21 protein-coding genes are annotated in these 21,971 nt (G+C 59.3%); 5 read left to right on the forward strand and 16 right to left on the reverse strand.

Translation table 11 applies throughout. From position 1 onward, the window contains the following. Window positions 1-51: 51 nt before the first annotated feature. Complete coding sequence (locus ACR0EN_RS12980) at window positions 52-2,247, reverse strand: primosomal protein N' (protein WP_170818084.1); 2,196 nt, start codon at window positions 2,245-2,247, stop codon at window positions 52-54. An 88-nt stretch (window positions 2,248-2,335) separates the two neighbouring features. Between ACR0EN_RS12980 and fsa the strand changes: the two genes are divergently transcribed. The 4 genes from fsa (at window position 2,336) to ACR0EN_RS13000 (ending at window position 5,578) form a co-directional block, all read left to right on the forward strand. Further along, the gene (gene fsa / locus ACR0EN_RS12985; protein WP_170397415.1) at window positions 2,336-2,989 is read left to right on the forward strand and encodes a fructose-6-phosphate aldolase; all 654 of its coding nucleotides are present in this window, start codon (window positions 2,336-2,338) and stop codon (window positions 2,987-2,989) included. Window positions 2,990-3,185: 196 nt separating this feature from the next. Next, complete coding sequence (locus ACR0EN_RS12990) at window positions 3,186-3,893, forward strand: DUF484 family protein (RefSeq protein ID WP_480587086.1); 708 nt, start codon at window positions 3,186-3,188, stop codon at window positions 3,891-3,893. Further along, complete coding sequence (locus ACR0EN_RS12995) at window positions 3,890-4,810, forward strand: tyrosine recombinase XerC (RefSeq protein WP_170424332.1); 921 nt, start codon at window positions 3,890-3,892, stop codon at window positions 4,808-4,810. Before ACR0EN_RS12990 ends, ACR0EN_RS12995 begins: the two co-directional genes overlap by 4 nt. 54 nt (window positions 4,811-4,864) lie before the next feature. Beyond that, complete coding sequence (locus ACR0EN_RS13000) at window positions 4,865-5,578, forward strand: CDP-alcohol phosphatidyltransferase family protein (RefSeq protein WP_170397421.1); 714 nt, start codon at window positions 4,865-4,867, stop codon at window positions 5,576-5,578. On the opposite strand, the gene ACR0EN_RS13005 is transcribed toward ACR0EN_RS13000, so the two are convergent. The 11 genes from ACR0EN_RS13005 to ACR0EN_RS13055 all read right to left on the reverse strand — a co-directional run bounded on the left by ACR0EN_RS13005 (window position 5,563) and on the right by ACR0EN_RS13055 (window position 17,260). Next, complete coding sequence (locus ACR0EN_RS13005) at window positions 5,563-6,030, reverse strand: hypothetical protein (protein WP_170647496.1); 468 nt, start codon at window positions 6,028-6,030, stop codon at window positions 5,563-5,565. The genes ACR0EN_RS13000 and ACR0EN_RS13005 overlap by 16 nt on opposite strands. 76 nt (window positions 6,031-6,106) lie before the next feature. Beyond that, window positions 6,107-6,565, reverse strand: a complete 459-nt coding sequence (locus tag ACR0EN_RS13010) for a methylated-DNA--[protein]-cysteine S-methyltransferase (protein ID WP_170397424.1) — start codon at window positions 6,563-6,565, stop codon at window positions 6,107-6,109. A 137-nt stretch (window positions 6,566-6,702) separates the two neighbouring features. Continuing rightward, entirely contained in the window at window positions 6,703-9,612 is a 2,910-nt protein-coding gene (ileS, locus tag ACR0EN_RS13015) for an isoleucine--tRNA ligase (RefSeq protein ID WP_480587090.1), read from the reverse strand. Between the two features lie 164 nt (window positions 9,613-9,776). Beyond that, window positions 9,777-12,485 (reverse strand): DUF2339 domain-containing protein, encoded by a 2,709-nt coding sequence (locus ACR0EN_RS13020; RefSeq protein ID WP_480587093.1) that lies wholly within the window; start codon window positions 12,483-12,485, stop codon window positions 9,777-9,779. Window positions 12,486-12,586: 101 nt separating this feature from the next. Next, window positions 12,587-13,066 carry a DUF2269 family protein gene (locus ACR0EN_RS13025; protein WP_480587096.1) on the reverse strand — a complete coding sequence of 160 codons (480 nt, stop codon included), beginning with the start codon at window positions 13,064-13,066 and terminating at the stop codon, window positions 12,587-12,589. After that, window positions 13,066-13,362, reverse strand: a complete 297-nt coding sequence (locus ACR0EN_RS13030; protein ID WP_480587099.1) for a DoxX-like family protein — start codon at window positions 13,360-13,362, stop codon at window positions 13,066-13,068. The genes ACR0EN_RS13025 and ACR0EN_RS13030 overlap by 1 nt, the downstream gene beginning before the upstream one ends. Next, entirely contained in the window at window positions 13,359-13,559 is a 201-nt protein-coding gene (locus ACR0EN_RS13035; RefSeq protein ID WP_170511429.1) for an NAD-dependent epimerase/dehydratase family protein, read from the reverse strand. Before ACR0EN_RS13035 ends, ACR0EN_RS13030 begins: the two co-directional genes overlap by 4 nt. 86 nt (window positions 13,560-13,645) lie before the next feature. Next, entirely contained in the window at window positions 13,646-14,356 is a 711-nt protein-coding gene (locus ACR0EN_RS13040) for a VIT1/CCC1 transporter family protein (RefSeq protein ID WP_170404431.1), read from the reverse strand. Between the two features lie 54 nt (window positions 14,357-14,410). Next, on the reverse strand, window positions 14,411-15,400 hold the full coding sequence (locus ACR0EN_RS13045; protein ID WP_480587102.1) for a YcjF family protein: 990 nt from the start codon (window positions 15,398-15,400) through the stop codon (window positions 14,411-14,413). Next, window positions 15,393-15,848, reverse strand: coding sequence for a GNAT family N-acetyltransferase (locus ACR0EN_RS13050; RefSeq protein WP_170397439.1), 456 nt, complete (start codon window positions 15,846-15,848; stop codon window positions 15,393-15,395). Before ACR0EN_RS13050 ends, ACR0EN_RS13045 begins: the two co-directional genes overlap by 8 nt. After that, window positions 15,845-17,260, reverse strand: coding sequence for a YcjX family GTP-binding protein (locus tag ACR0EN_RS13055; protein ID WP_480587105.1), 1,416 nt, complete (start codon window positions 17,258-17,260; stop codon window positions 15,845-15,847). Before ACR0EN_RS13055 ends, ACR0EN_RS13050 begins: the two co-directional genes overlap by 4 nt. 107 nt (window positions 17,261-17,367) lie before the next feature. Here ACR0EN_RS13055 and truA point away from each other — a divergent pair, with 107 nt between their 5' ends. Beyond that, window positions 17,368-18,135 carry a tRNA pseudouridine(38-40) synthase TruA gene (gene truA / locus ACR0EN_RS13060; protein ID WP_170626487.1) on the forward strand — a complete coding sequence of 256 codons (768 nt, stop codon included), beginning with the start codon at window positions 17,368-17,370 and terminating at the stop codon, window positions 18,133-18,135. Between the two features lie 2 nt (window positions 18,136-18,137). On the opposite strand, the gene ACR0EN_RS13065 is transcribed toward truA, so the two are convergent. From ACR0EN_RS13065 to ACR0EN_RS13080, 4 genes are all read right to left on the reverse strand, one after another. Next, window positions 18,138-19,076: a HoxN/HupN/NixA family nickel/cobalt transporter gene (locus ACR0EN_RS13065; protein ID WP_170626488.1), complete on the reverse strand. Its 939-nt coding sequence runs from the start codon at window positions 19,074-19,076 to the stop codon at window positions 18,138-18,140. After that, entirely contained in the window at window positions 19,061-19,708 is a 648-nt protein-coding gene (locus ACR0EN_RS13070) for a DUF1007 family protein (protein ID WP_170626489.1), read from the reverse strand. Before ACR0EN_RS13070 ends, ACR0EN_RS13065 begins: the two co-directional genes overlap by 16 nt. Before the next feature lie 69 nt (window positions 19,709-19,777). Next, the gene (locus ACR0EN_RS13075) at window positions 19,778-20,578 is read right to left on the reverse strand and encodes a thioesterase family protein (RefSeq protein ID WP_170397449.1); all 801 of its coding nucleotides are present in this window, start codon (window positions 20,576-20,578) and stop codon (window positions 19,778-19,780) included. Window positions 20,579-20,593: 15 nt separating this feature from the next. Next, window positions 20,594-21,829: an acyl-CoA dehydrogenase family protein gene (locus ACR0EN_RS13080; RefSeq protein WP_170424353.1), complete on the reverse strand. Its 1,236-nt coding sequence runs from the start codon at window positions 21,827-21,829 to the stop codon at window positions 20,594-20,596. Window positions 21,830-21,971: the final 142 nt, after the last annotated feature.

Consider the following 21,971-nt stretch of genomic DNA (forward strand, 5'->3'; position numbering starts at 1 on the left):
TTGGCGAGGGGAAAGCGGCCGGCGCACAGCGGCTCTGCACTGATGCAGGGGTCAGTAGAAGCTTTGCGGATCGATATCCACGGTCAGGCGGATATCGCCTTTCAACTTCAACGGGGCGATCCAGCGGGCGATGGCGTCCTGAATAGGCGCACCTTTCGGGGCTTTGACCAACAGCCGGACGCGGTGACGCCCACGTATGCGCGCGATCGGGGCTGGAGCAGGGCCAAATACCTGAGCACCAACATCGCGCAACGGCGCATCGTTGCGCGCCATGGCGTTGCCGATGTCGAAGACCGGCCCGACCTCGGGGCCAGACAGGACAATCCCGGCCATGCGGCCATACGGCGGCACCCCGGCGGCCTGACGCCCGGCGGCTTCAGCCTTCCAGAACCCTTCTTCATCGCCCGATAGAATCGCCCGGATCACCGGATGTTCCGGCTGGAATGTCTGCAACAACGCCTGCCCCGGTTTTTCCGCACGACCTGCCCGGCCCGCCACCTGCCGCATCAATTGAAAAGTTCGTTCCGCCGCGCGCAGGTCAGCCCCATGCAGGCTAAGGTCCGCATCGATCACCCCTACAAGTGTCAGCTTTGGAAAGTTATGTCCTTTGGCCACCAGCTGCGTCCCGATAACGATATCCGCATCGCCTTCGGCAATCTCTTCGATCTTGGCCTTCAGGGCACGAGCCGAACCAAACAGATCAGAGCTGAGCATAGCGATTTTGGCTTCAGGGAACGCCGCCTCGGCTTCTTCTGCCAGCCGTTCAATCCCGGGTCCGACCGGTGCCAGTTTGCCCTCGACCCCGCAGGATGGGCAGGCATCTGGCATTGGCTTGGTCTCACCACATTGATGGCACATCAGACGCTTGAGGAACCGATGTTCAACCATTCGCGCGTCGCAATGATCGCAGGCAATCTGCTCCCCGCACGCCCGGCATAGTGTCACGGGCGCATAGCCACGGCGGTTGATGAACAGCAGTGACTGCTCTTCGCGTTCGATACGCTGTTGCACCGCCTGCCGCAGCGAGGGGGAAATCCAAGTCCCGGCCTGCATCTGCTCGGCGCGCATGTCGATCGGCTTCATTTCGGGCAGGACTGCTGCACCAAAACGCGAGGTCAGGTCCAGCCGTTCGTATTTACCCGCCTCGGCATTGGCCCAGCTTTCCAGTGAAGGCGTCGCGCTGGCCAGAATCACCCGCGCTCCGCAGATGGCCGAACGCAGAACGGCCATATCCCGCGCACTATAATGCACCCCATCTTCTTGTTTGTACGAGGTGTCGTGTTCTTCATCGACAACTACGAGACCAAGATCGCGAAATGGAAGAAACAGTGCTGACCGGGCCCCAACGACCAGTTGCGCATCACCCTGACCGACCATCCGCCAAACCCGGCGACGTTCGGTCATGGTCGCGCCCGAATGCCACTCAGCCGGACGCGCACCAAATCGCGCCTCGACACGGGTCAGAAATTCAGCCGTCAGCGCGATCTCGGGCAGCAAGACCAGTGCTTGCCGCCCCACGCGCAGGGCCTCGGCGACCGCCTCAAGATAAACCTCGGTCTTGCCCGAGCCCGTCACCCCTTTCAGAAGAGTCGTTCCATAATCTCCCGTCCGTTGCCCGGTCTGAAGCCGCATCACGGCCTCCGCCTGATCCTCGGTCAGGTCCTTTCCCGGCAATTCAGGATCAAGATGAGGATAGGGAAGATCACGCGGGCTGTCCTCTTCACGCACAGCGTTCTGTTTGACCAACCCCTTGATGACCGAAGATGTGACCCCCGCTTGCTCGGCCAGTTCCTTCAGCGTAAAGGCCAAGCCGCCATAGTCTCGCAAAACTTCAAGTACCCGCATTCGTGCGTCGGTCATTCGGTCCGGTTGACCACCGCCCAAACGATAAACCTTGCGCATTGAGGGCGGATCGCCCAACCCCGGCGCGCGCGTTGCTAGCCGCAGCATCGCAGGCATCGGCGTCAGGGTGTAGTCAGCCACTTTCCCCAGAAACACCCGCATTTCTTCACGCATCGGCGCGACCTCAAGCACCCGGTTCACCGACCGCGCCTTGGCCAGATCAAAACCACCCTGCCCCGGTCCCCAAACCACACCCAAAACTTTGCGCGGGCCCAAGGGCACCTCGACAAACGCCCCAAGAAAGCACCCGCCCTCGGGCGCTTTGTAATCCAACGTCCGGTCCAGCGGCTGCGTGGTCAGCACCGCAACCAGCTCTCCTTCGTCGAAAAATCCGTTAGCGCTCACGGCATATCCTTCGCAGGGGGTTCCAGCATGGGTCTCTTTGAGGTAAAGCCATCCGCGACCAAGGCCAACCCATCAAAGGACTGCCCTCATGAAATTCTTCGTAGACACCGCCGAAATCGACGCCATCGCCGAACTGAACGATCTGGGCATGGTGGACGGCGTAACCACTAACCCCTCGCTGATCCTGAAATCGGGCCGCGACATTCTGGAAGTCACCAAAGAGATCTGTGATCTGGTCGACGGCCCCGTCTCGGCCGAAGTTGTCGCCACCGAGGCCGACGACATGATCGCCGAAGGCCGTAAGCTGGCCAAGATCGCGCCCAACATCGCAGTCAAAGTGCCGCTGACATGGGCCGGTTTGAAAACCTGTAAAACACTGACCGACGAAGGCCAGATGGTCAACGTGACCCTGTGCTTCTCGACCAATCAGGCCATTCTGGCCGCCAAGGCGGGCGCGACCTTCATCTCGCCGTTCATCGGACGTCTGGATGATATCAACCTCGATGGCATGGACCTGATCGCAGATATTCGCCAAGTTTATGACAATTACGGGTTCGAGACCGAAATCCTCGCCGCCTCGATCCGCACCGTAAACCACGTGACCGACAGTGCCCGCATCGGGGCTGACGTGATTACAGCACCTCCGGGCGTGATCAAAAAACTGGCCGACCACCCGCTGACCGACAAAGGCCTTGAAACTTTCCTGGCCGACTGGGCCAAGACAGGTCAGAAAATCCTCTGATCCCAAGCATTGCCGCGCGGTGCCATCAGGCACCGCGCCCGGCCCAACGGCAAAAGCTGATCTTTGATCAGCGCCGGGCAGGCGGGAGCGCCCGCCACAGCAGCGATGAAATTCGCGTTTCGCGTGCATTTTTCCCAAGGCAAATCCAGCAACCCATGTTATAAGCCCGCCAAACAAAAAAACGACCGGACGGGACATGAGCAGCGATCCTAAACTCAAGGACAATCTCCGCGCCGCAATTCTGGCTGAGCCTGACGCCGTGCTGGATGACAAAGACCTGATGCAGGCCTTGGTGGCTGCAAATGAGCAGGCGCGTGGTGACAACGTTATCGACCTGCGCGGTATCGCCATGCAGCGGCTTGAGGCGCGTCTTGACCGCCTTGAGGACACTCATCGCTCAGTCATCGCGGCGGCGTATGAGAACTTGGCGGGCACAAATCAGGTGCATCGCGCCATTCTTCGCCTGTTGGAGCCAACCGTGTTCGAGGATTTCCTGCGCGCGCTAGGCAATGACGTGGCCGAAATCCTGCGTGTCGATCACATCACTCTGGTCCTCGAAACAACCGTCGTACGTGATGATCCGGTGGTGAACCAGCTCGGCGGCGTGCTGACTGTGGCTGAGCCCGGCTTTATCGATAACTATCTAACCGCTGACCGCAACGGTCAGCCGCGCGAGGTTACCTTGCGCGAAATCCGCCATCCCAATCCGCAAGTTTACGGTAAACAAGCCGATCAGCTACGATCCGAGGCCTGCCTGAAACTTGATCTTGGCACTGGCCGCCTACCCGGCATGATTGTCATGGGCGCGCGCGACCCGAGGCATTTCTCACCTCAGCTTGGCACTGATCTTCTTGCCTTTTTTGCCGGCGTGTTCGAACGCTCTATGCGCCACTGGCTGTCGTGAGCCTGATTTCCCCAGCCTGCCGCGATGCTCTGCAGCATTGGCTGGACAGTTTGGGGGTGCTGGCGGGGCGGTCTGAAAATACGCTCAACGCCTATCGCGGCGACGTGACAGAATTCCTGTCCTTCATGACCTTGCATCACAGCGAGCGCCAAGGGCTGGCCGCGCTGGAACGCATCAGCGTTTCTGACATGCGGGCCTGGATGGCAGAGCAGCGCAATTCTGATGTCGGCGCGCGATCTCTGGCGCGCAAGCTTTCTGCCGTCAAAACCTTCTATCGCTGGTTGGCCGAACGCGAAGGGTTCGAACCTACTGCGGTGCTGTCCACCCGAGCGCCCAAATTTACCAAGAAACTGCCCCGACCTCTGGCCGAAGATGCCGCGCGCGCAATGATCGACACGGTCGAGCTACAATCCTCATCGGACTGGGTCGCTGCACGGGATGTTGCAGTTGTGACGCTCCTCTACGGGTGCGGGTTGCGGATTTCCGAGGCGTTGTCTTTGACCGGTGTGGACGCTCCTCTGCCAGAAACGCTGCGCATATCGGGTAAGGGCGATAAGGAAAGAATCGTACCGGTCTTGCCTGCCGCTCGGGCTTCGGTGGATCGCTATCTTCACCTCTGCCCACATCCGCAATCCCCTGATAAGGCGTTGTTCCGAGGTGTCAGGGGCGGCCCGCTCAACCCCGGAATCATTCAGGCTGTGGTCGCCAAGGCACGGATGCAACTTGGCCTTCCCGCAACAGCCACCCCGCACGCGATGCGCCACAGCTTTGCCACCCATCTGCTGTCTGCGGGCGGCGACCTGCGCGCGATCCAAGAGCTTTTGGGTCACGCCTCGCTTTCAACCACGCAGACCTATACCGCAGTCGATACGGCCCGGTTGATGGAAGTCTATAACCGCACGCACCCAAAAGCCTGAAGCAAAGACCCTTTTTGCTTTGCATCTGCGCCTTGCTTCCGTCATGACACCACCATGACACTCAGATTCAAAGCGCTTTCCGTTCATCTCTTCACCGCTACAGGTGCCGTTTTCGCAATGCTCGCCATGTTGGCAGCAGTCGAAGAGAAATGGAGCCTGATGTATCTCTGGCTCGTTGTCTCGTTCATCGTCGATGGCATCGATGGCCCGCTGGCGCGGCACTATCATGTCAAAAAGAATGCACCCGAGTTTGACGGGGTATTGCTGGATCTGATCATCGACTATCTGACCTACGTGTTCATTCCCGCTTTCGCCTTGTTTAAGTCAGGTCTGATGGACGGCTGGACCGGCTGGTTCGCAATCATCGTCATCACCTTTGCAAGCGCGATGTACTTTGCGGATACCCGCATGAAAACCAAAGATAATTCCTTCTCTGGCTTTCCAGGCTGCTGGAACATGTTCGTCATTGTGATCTTCGCCCTGGAGCCCAACTTCTGGGTCATCCTGCTGCTGGTCACCTTGCTGTCTGTCGCAATGTTCCTGCCGCTGAAATTCATTCACCCAGTCCGGACCGAGCGTTGGCGCACCCTGTCATTGCCTATGGCTTTTGCGTGGACATTCTTTGCAGGCTGGGCCGCCTGGGTCGACTTTCACCCCGAAAGCTGGGCCCATTGGGGGCTGGTGATCACCAGCTTGTATTTGGTCTCGGCCGGTATTGCGCAGCAGATCATTCCGCCGCGCAAGGCCCGGGATTACAAGACTTCCTGAACCTCGAACTCAGTCCCGTTATGGGTGAACACGTCACCCTCTTGCAGGCCAACCATAGTCAGATAGATCGGGCTTTGGGTCGAAATGCCCATGTAGGTTTTGCCGTCCACCTCAAACCGAGTCGTTGAGACACATACGACGAAGCGGCGATTGTTGAACTTGATTACGGCGCCGGGCTGCACCGTATCCGTGAGGCCAAAATCGGTGTTCTCGATCACGTCAATCTTGGCGTGATGCGCATGAACAGGCGCATCAAAGGCGGCCGCCAGATCTGCATTCTCGCGCGAGGCAGCGATGTCGTCCTTGTCATGCCCTTCTCGGTCATCCAACTGCGAGTCCTTAAGGAAGGCATCATAATGTGCCTGTGCGGTTGCCAGTTCCTGTTCTTCCAAAGACATCAGATGATCGATGATGGCTTTCTTGCGTGCGGCGGGGTCTGTCTGGCCGGTCATTCAATTCGGTCCTTCAAATTCACTATTCGATATAGGTTGGGGCCGTGCCGCTCCGATTGCAACAGATAAGTACCGATCAGATCAACAGGCTGGCAGCACCTTCGTGACGCAGCAGAGCCACTTTGGTCTCAACACCGCCGTGGCCTGAAAACCCAACCATCTTCCCATCTGCACCCAGAACCCGGTGACAGGGAATAATGATGGGGATGGGATTTCCCCCGCATCCGCGCCCAACCGCCTGCGCCGAGTAGCCAAGGTCGTTAGCCAACTCGCCATAGGTGCGCGTATCACCAAATGGGATAGCATACATTGCATCGCACACCTGACGCTGAAATTCCGATCCCTTGATCCGGTAGGGCAGTTCGAACTGCTGCAAACGCCCTTCGTCATAGGCACGCAACTGCGCCGCCGCTTCTCGCAGAACCGGGGTGGCTAGACCTTCGTCACGGCCATTCCAGACAAGACGCGTGATGGCGCCGCTGGTCTCTTCGACACCAAGGCAACCAAACTGAGTTTCTACGGCGATCATCGGCATAAGAGAACGGTTGCAGATGTTTCACCTCACCTGCAACCCGAATCCTGACGATCCGCCTCTTCATCTGGCCAAAAATACCTCGGAGCGCGAGGCAGAGCCTCGCATCAGCGATCTCTCTCTCGCGCTCCGTTCGAATGTCAGCTCAGCGCCTCGTTACAGCGCCCGCATACGCCCGGATGGGCGTGCAGCCCAACATCAGGAAGGATTTTCCAGCAGCGCTGGCATTTGTCGCCTTGGGCTTTTTCGAACACTACAGCTACGCCCTCGATTTCCGGCACACGGAACGCCTCAGCCGGGGCTGGATCGCCTGTGACGGCCAGACCAGAAGTGATGCACATGTCATCCACGTCGAAAGTCGCAAGCAGATCGCGGGTTTCCTGATCTTCGACATGCACGATCGGTGCGGCCTCAAGGCTGGATCCGATCACCTTGTCCTGACGTTGAATTTCCAGCGCAGCGGTCACGGCGCGGCGAACGCGGCGGACTTTGGCCATGCTGGCTTCCAGGTCTTCATGGCGCCAATCAGCGGGCGTTTCAGGGAAATCCATTAAATGGACCGAACTATCATCGGCCGGGAACCGTTCCAGCCAGACCTCTTCCATAGTGAAGACCAGAACTGGGGCCAGCCATGTGGTCAGACGGTGGAATAGGATATCCAGCACAGTCCGCGCGGCACGGCGGCGTAGGCTGTCACCGTCGCAATAAAGCGCGTCTTTACGGACATCGAAATAGAACGATGACAGATCAACCGTGGCGAATGTGAATACGGCGCTGAATACACCCTGGAAGTCAAATGCTGCATAACCTTTGCGCACTTGCTCATCCAAATCGGCCAGTCGGCTTAACACCCAGCGTTCCAGGCGCGGCATATCTTCAGGCGCAACCCGATCCGCTTCGGTGAAGTCCGCCAGCGAGCCCAGCATGAACCGCATGGTATTGCGCAGGCGGCGATAGCTGTCGGCTGTCCCTTTCAGGATCTCCGGTCCGATCCTCTGGTCGGCGGTATAATCGGTCTGAGCCACCCACAGGCGCAGGATATCGGCGCCGTATTGTTTAACGACCTCTTCCGGCACGATGGTGTTGCCCAGCGATTTGGACATCTTGTTGCCCTTGGAATCCAGCGTAAATCCGTGGGTCACTACGTTGCGGTATGGTGCACGCCCCTTGGTGCCGCAAGCCTGCAGCATCGACGAATGGAACCAACCGCGGTGCTGGTCGGTGCCTTCCATATAGACGTCAGCGATGCCGTCCGCGGTCCCGTCCTCACGATCACGCAGCACAAAGGCATGGGTCGAGCCAGAGTCGAACCACACATCCAGCACGTCAAAAACCTGATCGTAGTCGTCGGGGTTCGCGATACCGTCGAGGATCTTCTCCTTGAACCCGTCCGTGTACCAGACGTCTGCGCCATCCTTCTCAAACGCGGCTTTGATGCGGGCATTGAGTTCGTCATTGCGCAGCAGGTAGTCCGCATCGGTCGGCAATGCCCCCTTCTTGGTGAAGCAGGTCAGCGGCACGCCCCAGGCGCGTTGGCGCGACAGGACCCAGTCCGGGCGTGCTTCGATCATGGAATACAGACGGTTGCGGCCGGTCTGCGGCGTCCATTTCACCAGTTCATCAATCGAGCGCAGAGCACGTTCACGGATGGAGTCGCCCATCTCGCCCATGCCGTCCTCCAGCTTGCGGTCGACCGAGGCAAACCACTGCGGCGTGTTGCGGTAGATGATCGGCGCCTTCGAGCGCCACGAATGCGGATAGCTGTGCTTGATTTTGCCACGCGCCAGCAGCCCGCCAACCTCGGCCAACTTGTCGATGACGGCCTTGTTCGCATCGCCTTCACCGCCCTTGCGGGACAGGATGTATTTACCGCCAAAGAACGGTAGATCGGCACGGAAGCAGCCATCATCCATCACGTTGTAAGTGATGACCTGTTCCAACATCCCCAGATCACGGTAAAGCTCGAATTCCTCCATCCCGTGCGACGGCGCGCAGTGGACAAAGCCGGTGCCTTCGGTGTCGGTCACAAACTCAGCGGCGCGGAAATCGCGGATGTCGTCCCATTCGCCATTACCACCTTCGGCCCCGGCCAGCGGGTGTGCCAGTTGGATCTTGGCAAGATCCTCCTGCGTGACATCACACAGGCGGCGGTACATCGTATCGTCCAGACGCGCGCGGGCAAACACATCCGCCGCACGGTCATCAGCCAGTAGATAGCGTTCGCCGATCCGCGCCCAGCACTCCTCGGGGCGGCCGATGACTTCGTAGAGGCCGTAGGAGATATCCTCGCCATAGACCACGGCCTTATTCGAGGGCATCGTCCATGGGGTCGTCGTCCAGATCGCCACATAGGCGTTGTCCAGCGTCACATCGCCGGTGTTCACAACCTTGAACTTCACCCAGATGGTGAAGCTTTCCTTGTCGTGATACTCGACCTCGGCCTCGGCCAGAGCCGTCTTCTCGATGGGCGACCACATCACGGGTTTCGAGCCTTGATAAAGCGTCCCATTCATCAGGAACTTCATGAACTCATCCGCGATCACGGCCTCGGCGTGATAGTCCATCGTGATGTAGGGATCGGGCCAATTGCCGGTGATGCCCAGACGCTTGAACTCTTCACGTTGGATGTCGATCCAGCCTTCGGCGAACTTGCGGCATTCCTGACGGAAGTCGACGATGTTCACCTCGTCCTTGTTCTTGCCCTTCTTGCGATACTGTTCCTCGATCTTCCATTCGATGGGCAGACCGTGGCAGTCCCAGCCAGGTACATAGCGTGAATCGTAGCCCATCATCTGATGGGACCGAACGATCATGTCCTTGATGGTCTTGTTCAGTGCGTGGCCGATATGCAGGTGGCCGTTCGCGTAAGGAGGGCCGTCATGCAGGGTAAAAGGCTTGCGGCCCTCTTTCTCGCGAAGGCGGTCATAGACGCCGATCTTTTCCCAGCGGTCGAGCCATGCTGGCTCGCGCTTGGGCAGGCCTGCACGCATGGGGAATTCGGTTTTCGGCAGGTTCAGCGTGTCTTTGTAGTCAGGTGTTTCGGCGCACATTTGGGGCGTCCTCAGGATGTTCTGGTCGTGTATGGATCGAAGCGGTCAGTGCGATAACTCAAGCACCTTTGCCCGGCGTCTCGCGATATCAGAGCGCCGGGGATATAATTCGAATAATGATGGCCAGCCGGTCAAACATGGCCGCGCTTATAGGACGCCTGCTCTCAATGGTCCAGAGGTTCCGGGTCTTGCGACGAATGGCGCAGCTTGGCCCAGCGATTGAGCCATGCGAGACCCGCCAGTGCGAGACCGAGCGCCAACAGCGAAAACACCCGGATCAGCCCGCCCAATCCGGCAATATCGATCAAAAACACCTTGGCCACCGCGAGGCCAATCACGGCCAAACCGGCCTTGCGCATCAAATCGGACCGGCGGGCCAGCGACTGGTAGAACAACCCTGCGCCGACCACCAACAAGGTGATGGTGTATGAATAAAGCTCGGGCTGGGTGACGCCGTTGCCTTCATACATGCCACCTGCCCCCTGCCAGACATGACGGATTGTAAGCCCCAGCCAAAAAGCGATCAGGGCACCTGCGACCCCATAACTGATTTGCTTCAGCAGAACGGGCTGCGTCACGACGCGCCAAGCCGAGAAGCCGATGGCCAGCGCAGGCAACAGATAGGCCACCGCCAACGTGTTCAGCACCGGCTGGCCGAGCACGGGATCGGCAGATGGGTCGAGCAACGGGTTAGCCTCAGACAAAGCCTGAACCAGACGCATCATGCCGTGTGCCGCAAAGAACGCCGCGAGCGCGTAACGCGCGTAGTTCAGCTTACCGCCAAGCTCGAACCGCTGTATTTGTGCAAAAGCCAGCAGCAGCCAGATCACCGCCAGCAGCCCCAGCCCCCAATGGCTGTCTGTCGCGCCGCCTTCTCCGAAGCTTTCCAGCCAGCGCAGCAACAAGAGCGATAGCAGTATTCCCGCCGTTGCCCAGGCCGCGCTTTCAAGCAGCAATGAGGCAATCGGGCGGTCCAAGGACCTTAGCAACGCCCACCCCATGATGAACCCGGCAACCGCTACCGCATAGACCAAGGTCATTTCGATCAACGGCGCGGTTTCGGCCCAATCGAGCCCCGGGTCGAGCACAAGCCGTACGGTCACCGTGAACACACCCGCCCAAATGAACCAACTCATCGGAGCCAGAACAAATCGCCGGTCCAGCGCCGCGGCCACAACAATCATGGCGACAAGTGCTACCGTCAAAGCGGCAGAGCTGAGTACGATGATGCAAGCAAAGCTAAGGCACGATAGCGCAGACAGAGTTGCCAGGGCAGGCCGCATCCGTTTCTCACCATCGGCCCGCGCAAACCGTTCGGCCAAAACCACCATCATCGCGCCTAATGCGATTGCGTGTAAGGCCCACGCATAAGCTCCGATCACGTTTGCAGGCTGCCATCCTACTTCAAGCGCGATCGCCAGCGTCGGGGCATATAGGGCTGCACCCCCGGCCCAGACCACAGCGTAGCGCCCGGCGTGGAAGGACCGCCACGCAGCGAGCACGCTGATCAAGGCCCCGAGGGCAACCAATAGCGTGACTACCCAAGGATAATCGGCCTCGGCCGTTTCCACGTATGTGTCGGCAAAGCCGCGCCACACGGAGCCACCGTCCAACCCGTGCAGCAGAACAAACCAGATCAGACCCAACGCAGGCAGCACCGTCACATCCTGCAACGCACGCGCAGCTTTTGTCCAAAGGATCAGCGCCAGTATCAAAGCGGTAAACAGTGCAACGCCCAGCCAAAACTCACCGCTTGAATCCGACCAATGCAGCGACAGGATGATGGAACTGGTGAGAACCGCACCAAAGGCAATTCGGGTTGGAAACTCGGGCCATGGATCCCCTTTCCGTCGCCGGATGACCTCGGCAATCATCGGGCCGGTGTGGTCGGGCCAGATACTGCGCACGGGTATCGCGATCGCAATCAGCGCCAGTGCTGTCACACAGGTCAGATACCCCGGTTCCGTGGAGGGGGAAGACAGCACCAGCAAAAACGCCGCCCCGTATGCACCTACTAGCGTCAAAATGGAAATCCATGCCCAACGCCTGACGGTATCGATACCCAAGCCCAAAATGGCGATGATAAAGAAATAACCATAAAGCCAATTGGGATCGTCCGATGCGCCTCCAACCAAAAAGGGCGCGGCAAAGGCTCCAATTAGGCCTACGGCGGCGAGCAGCGGCCCGTGGAACCATCCCAAGACCAACGCAAACAGAGCGATGATAACGAGACCGGCCAGAGCGGCCTCGGGGCCGATCAGATCATAAAGCTGGCGCGCGGCAAGGACGCCACCAAACAAGGTCACCAGACCCGCGCCCGAGAAGACCGATGGTAGATAAGCGGTCGACGCGTCCTCGTCATCGCCGAAGCGGCGGCGGATCACTTCACCTGACCCAATCAGCAGAAGGCCAAAGATCAGGGCTGCGGCGACCCGCGCGGTGGGTGGCAACAGCCCGTTCTCAACCCCGTATTGCACCAGAAATATCCCGGCCAAGGCCAGTGACAGCGCCGAAACCGCATAGAACCAGTTCTCACGCAACCACGCGCCCAGCACGGCAATCTTTTCCTCACGAAAAACGATGGTGGCAGGAGGATCGTCAGCCTCTGAGGCCTGCGGCACATCCGATTGATTTTCGTCAGTGGCAGATGAAGTTTTTGCCGCGGCCCAGGGATCATGCTTGGTTTGCGTCGTCGTCGGCTCCGGCCTTGATGTCTTGGAGGTTTCGGCGCCGCTTTCCGGTATTTGCCTGGCCAATTGCCGCTCAAGCTGTTCGACGCGCTTACGCAACCGCGATTGACCAATCAGCAAAGCGATGATCGAAACAGGAATGGCCAGAACGATCAGACCAACGAGGACAAGCAAGGATTCCAACCGAAACCTCCGGGATGCGATGCGCCAAACGTACCGTGCAGACAGGCTAGTTTATAGTCTGGAAATCCGCATGGATACCGCCTGCTGCTCAGGTAATCGGCCTAGAAAAGCAGGATGTGAGGGCGTGCCAGCATCAGCCAAGGGATCGCCAGCACTGCGGCATAGGCCGGAATACCGCAAGCGAACCATCTGCGGAACAGTTTGTCGTAACTGCTTGGCAAGGAGGTACCATCCCGATCAGCCTGCCTTGCATAATCCCTCAGACGCAACTGAATCCAAACCACCGGCAGCCAGAACAGGCCGGTCAGTACGTAAAGCAGCAGTGATGTCGCGATCCGACCCTCCGACAGCAACCAGCCCAGTTGCCAGGCCAGCAACACGCCGGTGATCAGCTGGAAAATGACTGAGGTGGCCGTAATAACTGTGTCGGCCAGCACCACGATTCCCGCCGTATGAGCAATCACCCGTGCATCTGCCGTGCGGTGCGCCATCAGCATGAAAAAGGCGATCCCCGCGCAAGTGCCCAATAGAACGCATGCTCCGATCACGTGAAGCCAACGCAAGATCAGATCCGGGTCCATCAGCGGCTCTCCAACATGGGTCGCGCGATCAGTGATAGCATCAAAGCCGGTGCTATCTTGACCAACGGTCCCAAAGGGTCGAGCCACAGTTCAGGCACCGTCAACGTGGCGGCGATCAGATAGAAAGCGGCGATTGCAGCCTGCGCGAGGCAAGCGCGCGCGGCCCACGGACGCCACAAGATTGCCAGCCCCAGCGCGATATTGATCATCGACCAAAACACCACGCTCGCGTTGGCAATCCCAACGGGCCAACCATTGCGCGAGAGTATCTCGGCTGCCCGCGATAGCCCCGTCAATCCACCGCCGACTTGAAATCACGTAGATCCCCCGAGATCAGCGCAATATCCGGAAGGACCCTCTCAGCCGTCTTCTGGCTGCGCACAAGCCCCTTCACACAGGCGCCATCCGCATGCAGCGACCGAACGACCGCAGCACCGATGAAGCCATAAGCGCCCAGCACCAAAACAGTTTTTTCAGGACGATCCGTTGCCACGAGTTGCCTCGCATTGGTTTACAACACCATAGCGGATCAGATTCTGAGGATCAGCCTGATCACCCCGTCCGCGACAACAGCACCATTCAGGGGTGAAACAACGAGCCAACCCAGAAGGCGATAGCTGCCGCCGCACCCCCGATCAGCAGGGTTTCTCCGCCTGATCGCCACCAGGGGGCAAGCGACCACCGGCTTTTCATCGCGCCAATGGCAAAGAATACGCCCGCAGTCATCCAGGCTGATACCGTGAACGCATTTGCAACGGATAAGAGGAACGGCAACAACGGAATCATCCCCGCGATCAGAAAGGCAAAGAACGTCGCCATCGCGGCTTTGAGGGGATGCGGGTCGACGCTGCCCAGCCCGTATTCGCCCTCGATCATCAGGTCGACCCAATTGTCGTGGTTCGAAGTGATTTCAGCCGTCGCGTCATCCAGAACGCTGCCTGAAAGGCCTTTTTGTGCGAGGATTTCGCGCACCTCCTTTCGCTCGCCATCCGGATACAACTTGATATGCCGTTCCTCGATGGCTCGAATACGGTGGATGTTATCGAGCTCGGCCTTGGTTCCCGAGTAGTTGCCCGCCGCCATCGAGAAACCATCCGCCAGCACGTTGGCCAGCCCAAGTGCCACGATGACAAAAGGCGATAAACCTGCCCCGGCAACCCCGGCAACGATCGCGAATGTCGTGACTGAGCCATCGATGCCGCCATAAACCACATCGCGCAGAACCCCACGCCCCGGAGGCGCATTGATCCGTTCGAAAATCTCTTGCTGGCTGTGGCCGTGTTCGGTCATGGCTGGCTCCGTCCTGTTTATGCAGGACAGGTTCAGGCACGGCCTTGCGCCAGATCAAGTCCTGGAGAACAACCCGCTGAGCGCGCGTTTGATCATGCCACGGGTCGAGGGCTGGTGGCGTTTCGAGAAAGGCAGCGGGCGGCAGACCTCCATCGCGGCAACACCAACACGGGCGGTGAGCGCGCCGTTGACCAGCCCCTCGCCGAACCGGCGGGACAGTTTGCTGAGGACTGAGCCGCCCAATATCGGTTCCAGCAGATCATCCCCAACCGCTACTGCACCCGTTGCCACCAAATGCACGAATACGGCGCGGGTCAGTCGCCAACTGCCCAAGAAACCTGCGCGACCGCCATAGATTTCGGCAATACGTCGGATCATTCGCAATGAGCTTGCCAGCGCGGTCGCGACATCGGCCAGCGCGAGCGGAACCAAAGCGGTAACGGTGGCAACCTGCCGGGCTGCGGCCTCGACCTCGCGGCTGGCAGCAGCGTCCAGCGGGGCCAGCAATTCGTCTTCGGCCAAGCTCAGCAGGGTTGCCGCATCGAATTGCTCTCCCATGCGTTCGGTCAAACGGTCGCGACCCCAGCGTGTTTCATCGCGTCCCTTATAGAACGCAATCAGCCGTGTGGTTACAGCGCGGGCTTGCGACAAGTCCTCGTCTGATAAAGCTGTGTCCGCCGCGCGCCGCAGCCCATCGACGCGAGACAGACGGCTGATTGCGGCCAACTCGCGCAGTGCAATGATCAGGACGACCAGCAAAAGCGCAGCGATCAGACCGGTGACGATCCAACCCAGAATTGGTGCGCGTTCCAGCAGAGAGATGGCGAAATCCCATGCGGCGACCGAGACCACCGCCCCCACAACGGCTAATGTCAGCCCCCAGAACCAACGCGCCAAAACCGAAGGTTTCCGCGCTGCGAACCGTACCGCTGCCTGCATCGCTTGCCCCTGCGGAGGCGCGATGTCCGGAACAGGAGGCGCGGTCGAGACATCAACTGCCGAGGCATCGTCTTCCAGATCAATCAAAACGGGGCCTTTAGCCATCGACCAACTCCTCGCGCGTCCAAACATATCTGATGTCGGGCAGGTTTTCGTCGTTCTCGGACCCATCGCCGCGTGCGACCTCGACAAAGCCGTTACGCTCATAGAACCGGCATGCGGAAGGATTGGCCTGAAACGCATACAAGTTGAGCGTGGGACGCTGCGCTTTGGCGCGATCCAGCAATTGCTGCCCGATCCCCTGCCCGCGCGCCGAGGCCGCCAGATAGAGCGACTGCACTTCGTCCCCATTCAACGCCAGAAATCCGGCCACCTGCCCCTGCTTTTCGGCCACCGTGACCCAGCCGAGATCAATCATCCTGCCGCAAAACGCAATGGTCTCGGCCTCAGAATGCAGTTCAGGCATCCAGTCGTTTTCGCGGGCGAACCCGTGCAGAATAGCACCTGTGGTTCCGGCATCGGTACTGCGAGCGGGGCGAAGGATCACGTTCACAGCCGGTCTCCGATCAGAAACTGCGCAGCCCGGTCCAGCCGAATATGTGGCGGACCGTCACCGGGATTCAGGGTCAAATGTGCGGGTGCAAAGGCCATATTGCCATAGTCCTCGCCCAGCCATCGCTCGGCCCCATTGCGCGCGGGGCCCAGCAGATGGGCAGGGTCCTCTGGCAAATCACCGGGGTAAAAGGCCGCCTGCTTACCGCTATCTAGCAGAGTGCCGCGCACACATGGCAGTTCTACGCCGTTATGGCTGCGCATCTCTTCCGTCGTTGTCCGAAGTGAAGCCAACGATAAGGCCGCAGTTTCAGCCCCGGCAAAGCTGGCGCGGTCGCGGGCCTCACGGGTCAGGGCCTCAATGATCGCGGTCAGGCGCGGGTGCTGCAGATGGTGCAGATGGTCCGCTTTGGTGGCCGCAAATAGGATACGCTCGACCCGCTTGCCAAGCAGCAGCCTGTTGAGCCATGCGTTGCGACCGGGGCGGAAGGCCGACAGGATATCGGCCATCGCGCGGCGCATATCCTCGACCGCTTGCGGGCCTTTATGGATTGCCCCCAACGCATCTACCAGAACGATCTGCCGGTCGATCCGGGCAAAGTGGTCGCGAAAGAAAGGTTTGACCACACGCGATTTGTACGCCTTGTACCGCCGCTCCATCTCGCGGTGTAGTGAACGCCGAATTGACGCCCCCGACACCGGGAGCGGCGCGAATGTCAGCACAGGAGACCCGGCCAGATCGCCCGGCAGAAGAAACCGACCGGGAGTGCAGTCATAGAAACCGGCATCACGCGCAGCATTAAGGTAATCGGTGAAGCTGCGGGCGAGGTCCTGCGCCTGCGGCTCATCATGTGGCGCGGTTGGGTCGGTCGCCTGAACCTTTGCCAGAAATGCCCCTGCTTGTGGGCGATTGGATATGTGTTCCAGCGTGTCCCGCGACCAATCTTCATAGGATTTGTCCAGTAGGGCCAGATCCAGCAGCCACTCACCCGGATAGTCCACAATGTCCAGATGCAATGTTCGAGGGCCCTGCAATCCCGAAAGCAGACCTGCGGGCTGGACTTTGAAGGACAGGCGTAACTCGGAAACAGCACGCGTGCTGTCCGGCCAGTGCGGCGCTGGTCCGGTCAACGCGGACAGATGGGATTCGAAATCGAACCGGGGCACGGTGTCGTCGGGTTGCGGCTGCAGATAACTGGCGGTGACACGCCCCTCTTGCTGCGCCACAAGACCGGTCATGCGGCCCCGATCCAGCAGGTTGGCGACCAGAGATGTGATGAACACCGTCTTACCCGACCGCGCCAATCCCGTGACGCCCAGCCGGATGACCGGTTCGAAGAATGTCTCAGACACACGGTCACCCACGGATTCGACGCCGCGCACCAGACTGTCTGCCAATGATGAGATGACCAAGCTGTCGCCCCGCAATTATCGTTTTGCCCAAGATAGGTAGCGGTTGCGGCACTTGCCAGAGCTTTCGCCCCCTTGCCCGTCCGACCAAGGCGCGATACCAGCGCCCCATGCCCAGATACGCGTTGCAAGTCGAATACCAAGGGGAACCGTTTGCCGGATGGCAGCGGCAAAAGGAGCTGCCTTCGGTTCAGGGCGCGATCGAATTAGCGCTTTCGCGGATCGAACCCGGAGACCACACAATCGCCGCCGCCGGTCGTACCGACGCGGGGGTTCACGCGCTAGGACAAGTGGCGCATTGCGATCTGGTCAAAGAATGGGACCCATTCCGCCTGTCCGAGGCGTTGAATTATCACCTCAAACCGCGGCCTGTCGCGATCGTGCAAGCTGCACGAGTGGATGATGATTGGCACGCGCGGTTTTCGGCGCTTGAGCGGCAATATCTGTTCCGTATCCTGATGCGTCGCGCACCTGCAACCCACGACAAGGGGCAGGTCTGGCAGATCAATCATTCTCTGGACGTTGCAGCGATGCAGGCCGGGGCGGATATGCTGATCGGGCGACATGACTTCACCACCTTCCGTTCATCCATCTGTCAGGCCGCCAGCCCGGTCAAAACACTGGATGAGTTGCGGGTGGAACAGGTTCAGGGCTTCTCGGGGGCCGAAATCCACTTCTATGTTCGCGCCCGATCGTTCCTGCACAATCAGGTACGTAGCTTTGTTGGCACGTTGGAGCGTGTGGGGGCTGGGGCATGGACGCCTGAGGACGTTCGCGATGCGCTTGAAGCGGTTGACCGTGCGGCCTGTGGGCCGGTATGCCCGCCGCAAGGATTGTATCTGGCACGGGTAGGATATCCCGAACCGGTGTTTGGCTAAGTCTACAAGGCCCGCAGTAGCAGCCCGCTTGCAATCACGGCGATGATAAGACCCGCAACCAGTTCGATGGTCGGGGCCAGTACCGATGCAAAGCGCGTAGCCGAGGCTGAGGCCAGCAACCCGCCGCGCAACCCAAAGGATGTCCAACCGACCAAAGTGGTGACGGTTGCGGTGCCTAAAGCCATGGCGAATGCGCCTGCGATGCCGACCATTGCGATACCCATCTGCCATGTCAGGATCAGCACAAACAACGCGCCCGTACAGGGGCGTGCGGCTATACCAGCGATCAGGATCAACGCCTCGCGAAAGCTGCCGACCTGAGCGACCTCATCGGCCGTCGGGCCGTGGCGGTGGCCGCAGTCAGCGCAAACCTCGTGGTCGTGATGATGGTGGTCGTGATCATGCGCATGGTGATGGTGGTCGTGCGCTTGAGAGGCTTGGTTTTTGTGACGCCGCGCAAAACTGCGGATGGCGCGGAAAACCAGCCACAGGCCTATAGCGGCAATTGCGCCGTAGCTGATCGGTGCCATGACCTGTTCGGTCGTGCCTACAAGCGATTCGCGTGACATCTGGAATACCAATACCCCGGCATAAACCAGCACAACCGCCGTCACTGCTTGCCCTAGGCTCGATAGGACACTGATTGCAGAAAGTCGCCAAAACGCAACGCGACGGCCAAGCCCATATCCTCCGATCAGAACCTTGCCATGGCCCGGTCCGATGGCATGAAAAAACCCATATGCAAAACAGACCGTCAGTAGCGTTGCCACAGCTTCGGGCTGCTCGGCGCGTGCTGCGCGAAGGGCGCGGGCGATCTGGTTCTGGAATTCGCGTTGCTCTCCGGCAGCCCAAGCGGCCAGATGGTCAAAACCACCGCTGCCCCAGAACCACAGCAGCACCCCGCAGGCGATGGCAACGGGAACGATCAGGTATTTGGACATGAAAGCCGGATCTCGGTTGCGAATTTCTCACCGACCAGAGGGATATCGTTTTCTTCAAGGTCATACTCGGCATCCAGCGTCAGCAAAAAAGCCTGCATCTGGGCCAGTTCGTTGTCGATATCCGGATCGCTGCGTTCGATATTACAGATCGTGGGGCCTGAAACCAGAACCGGGCGGGTCACTTCGTATGCGGTATAAAAGCTCTCATCAAAGGCTTTGATCGACAGTGCATCCGCGGGAACGGGGTTTCCTTCGATCGCGCGCAGATGTGTGGTCACGATGCGGGCATCCTCGGTCGTGGCCTGCGGTTCAAGCGGGCCGGAAAGCGGGATCACGGTTTCGCCCATGCGAATGACCAGATCGCCATTGTAACCTTCGACCCACTGCGCGTCGAAGCCGCTTAAAAACTGCTCTTCGGCCTCGGTCAGCACGCCATCTGCATCCTGATCCAGTCGCATGTCTTCCAGAACCAGCAATGAATAGAACTCATCATAGGCCCAGGTCACACGCACATGGGTCAGGTTGCCTGCGTCATCGACCATGAACTCTAGCCCCGTGTCGATAAAAACATGGGGATGAGCCAGTGCCGGTATCGGCAGAAGGCAGGTCAAGGAGAAGGCAAGCCAGCGCATGTTGCAAAGATAGAATGCGCAGCGGGTATCGGCAATCCTACTAAACACCAGGCTGCAGAATCCCGCCATTTACTCCGGCGGGAACAGGACCAATGTCTGCAAAGCCGTCCCAACTGGCCCCTGCGTATCAAAAAGAACTGACTGCGACATACCGATCCCCGAGGGTTGCCAGTGCGAGATCGAGTCAGAGGCCAGCCAGTCCGAGACAGGCTCGCGGTGGACTTGCACAGTCAGGTCGGTATTCATGAAACCCATCTCAGATGTGGGCGCGTTCCACGATATGCCATTGCCGCAATCTGCAAGCGGGCAGAGCGCTTGGATCGGCGACGGGTCCTCTCCTTCCAGCAAGGCAGGTGTACGCATCCAGACGGTTTTCGGACCTGCCCCTTGCTTGCCATCAGCGGGATAGCCGATCTGGGAGTGATGGGCAAAACCGGGCAACTGATGGCGCATCTCACCGATCGGAAACGGGCCATCGACCATATCTTCGACCCTGGGCGCGGGCAGTTCGACATTGGGCACGGCCCCAAGGTCTTTGCGCACCATATGCATGGTTGTGGCGGTGGCGCAAAGCGTGTCGTCCAGATCATGTACGGTGACCCGTGTGGTCGCCAGCGTCTTGGTATGGCGTGTCGTCTCTGCCGCGACTCGCAAACCAGCCAGAGGCAATGGACGCAGCAGATCGACGGTCAACCGGGTCAACATCTTCTCAGGGCCAACTTCGGTTTCTGCCGCCCGCACGATCAATCCGCTGACTGGCCCAGCATGGCAATGATCGGCTGACCAAGGCCCGCGCGCGGGGTCATTTCCGACAAACACACCCTGCGCATTTTGGTGGAAATACGCCTTCCCCAACACATCCGATGTCATTGTGGTTCTGTCGCCTCAGACTTTTTCCTGCGTGTATTTCTTCAACTCGGCACGCGCGACCTGACGGCGATGCACTGCGTCCGGCCCATCCGCCAGACGCAGGGTGCGCACATGGGTCCAGGCATTTGCCAAGGGCGTATCCTGACTGATCCCCTGTGCGCCGAACATTTGCACGGCCTCATCGATCACCTTCAGCGCGACCTTGGGGGCAACGACCTTGATCTGGCTGATCCATGGGGCCGCCGCCCTTGCATCGCCCTGATCCATGTACCAGGCGGCCTTGAGGCACAGCAAACGGGCCATTTCGATCTCCATCCGACATTCGGCGATGATGTCGTAGTTTGCCCCCAGCTGCGCCAGTTTCTTCCCAAACGCCTGGCGCTGTAATGAACGCTTGCACATCTGCTCCAGCGCAGACTCGGCCTGACCAATCGCGCGCATGCAATGGTGAATACGGCCCGGCCCCAAGCGCCCCTGCGCAATCTCGAACCCGCGCCCTTCACCCAGTAGAATGTTTTCGGCTGGGACCCGAACTTCTGTGAAACGGATGTGCATGTGTCCATGGGGCGCATCGTCGTGGCCATAGACCTCCATCGGGCGCAGCACTTCGATCCCGGGCGCGTCTGCTGGAACTACGATCATCGACTGGCGCTGGTGTTTTGGCAGATCGTCCCCGCCGGTTTTGACCATCACGATATAGACCTTGCAACGCGGATCGCCCGCCCCAGACGACCACCATTTCTCGCCGTTCAGAACATATTCGGCCCCGTCCCGCACGCAGGACATCGAAATGTTGGTGGCATCTGATGAGGCCACATCGGGTTCGGTCATCAGATAAGCCGAGCGAATCTGCCCGTCGAGCAAAGGCTTCAACCACTGCTCTTTCATCGCGCCTGACCCGTAGCGTTCAAACACCTCCATATTCCCTGTATCGGGCGCGGAGCAGTTGAAAACTTCGGCCCCCAAGGGCGTCTTGCCCATCTCCTCGGCGAAATAGGCGTATTCAACTGTACTGAGGCCAAAACCTTTGTCGCTGTCTGTCAGCCAGAAGTTCCAAAGCCCCGCCGCCTTGGCCTTGGCTTTCAGCCCCTCGAGAATCTCGGCCTGTCGCTCGGTATATTTCCAACGATCGCCTTTATTGATTTCTGCCTGATACTCATCTTCAAGCGGCATGACCTCGTCGTGAATCATATCTCTCACCCGCTGTAACAGGGCGCGGTTTTCCTCACGCAATCCGAAAGTCATGGTCATGTCTATTCCTTCCCTGTGGCGCAATGCGGGTCTTTGGCTTTGGTCCGAGGATGGCTTAGTGGCCATGAGCGTGTCCAGCTAAGTGACGGAACGTCATTCACGCAAATTGAGCCCGGTCCAGCATCAATGCGATGCCCAGCAG

The sequence above is a fragment of the Ruegeria sp. AB7 genome (genome assembly GCF_056542625.1).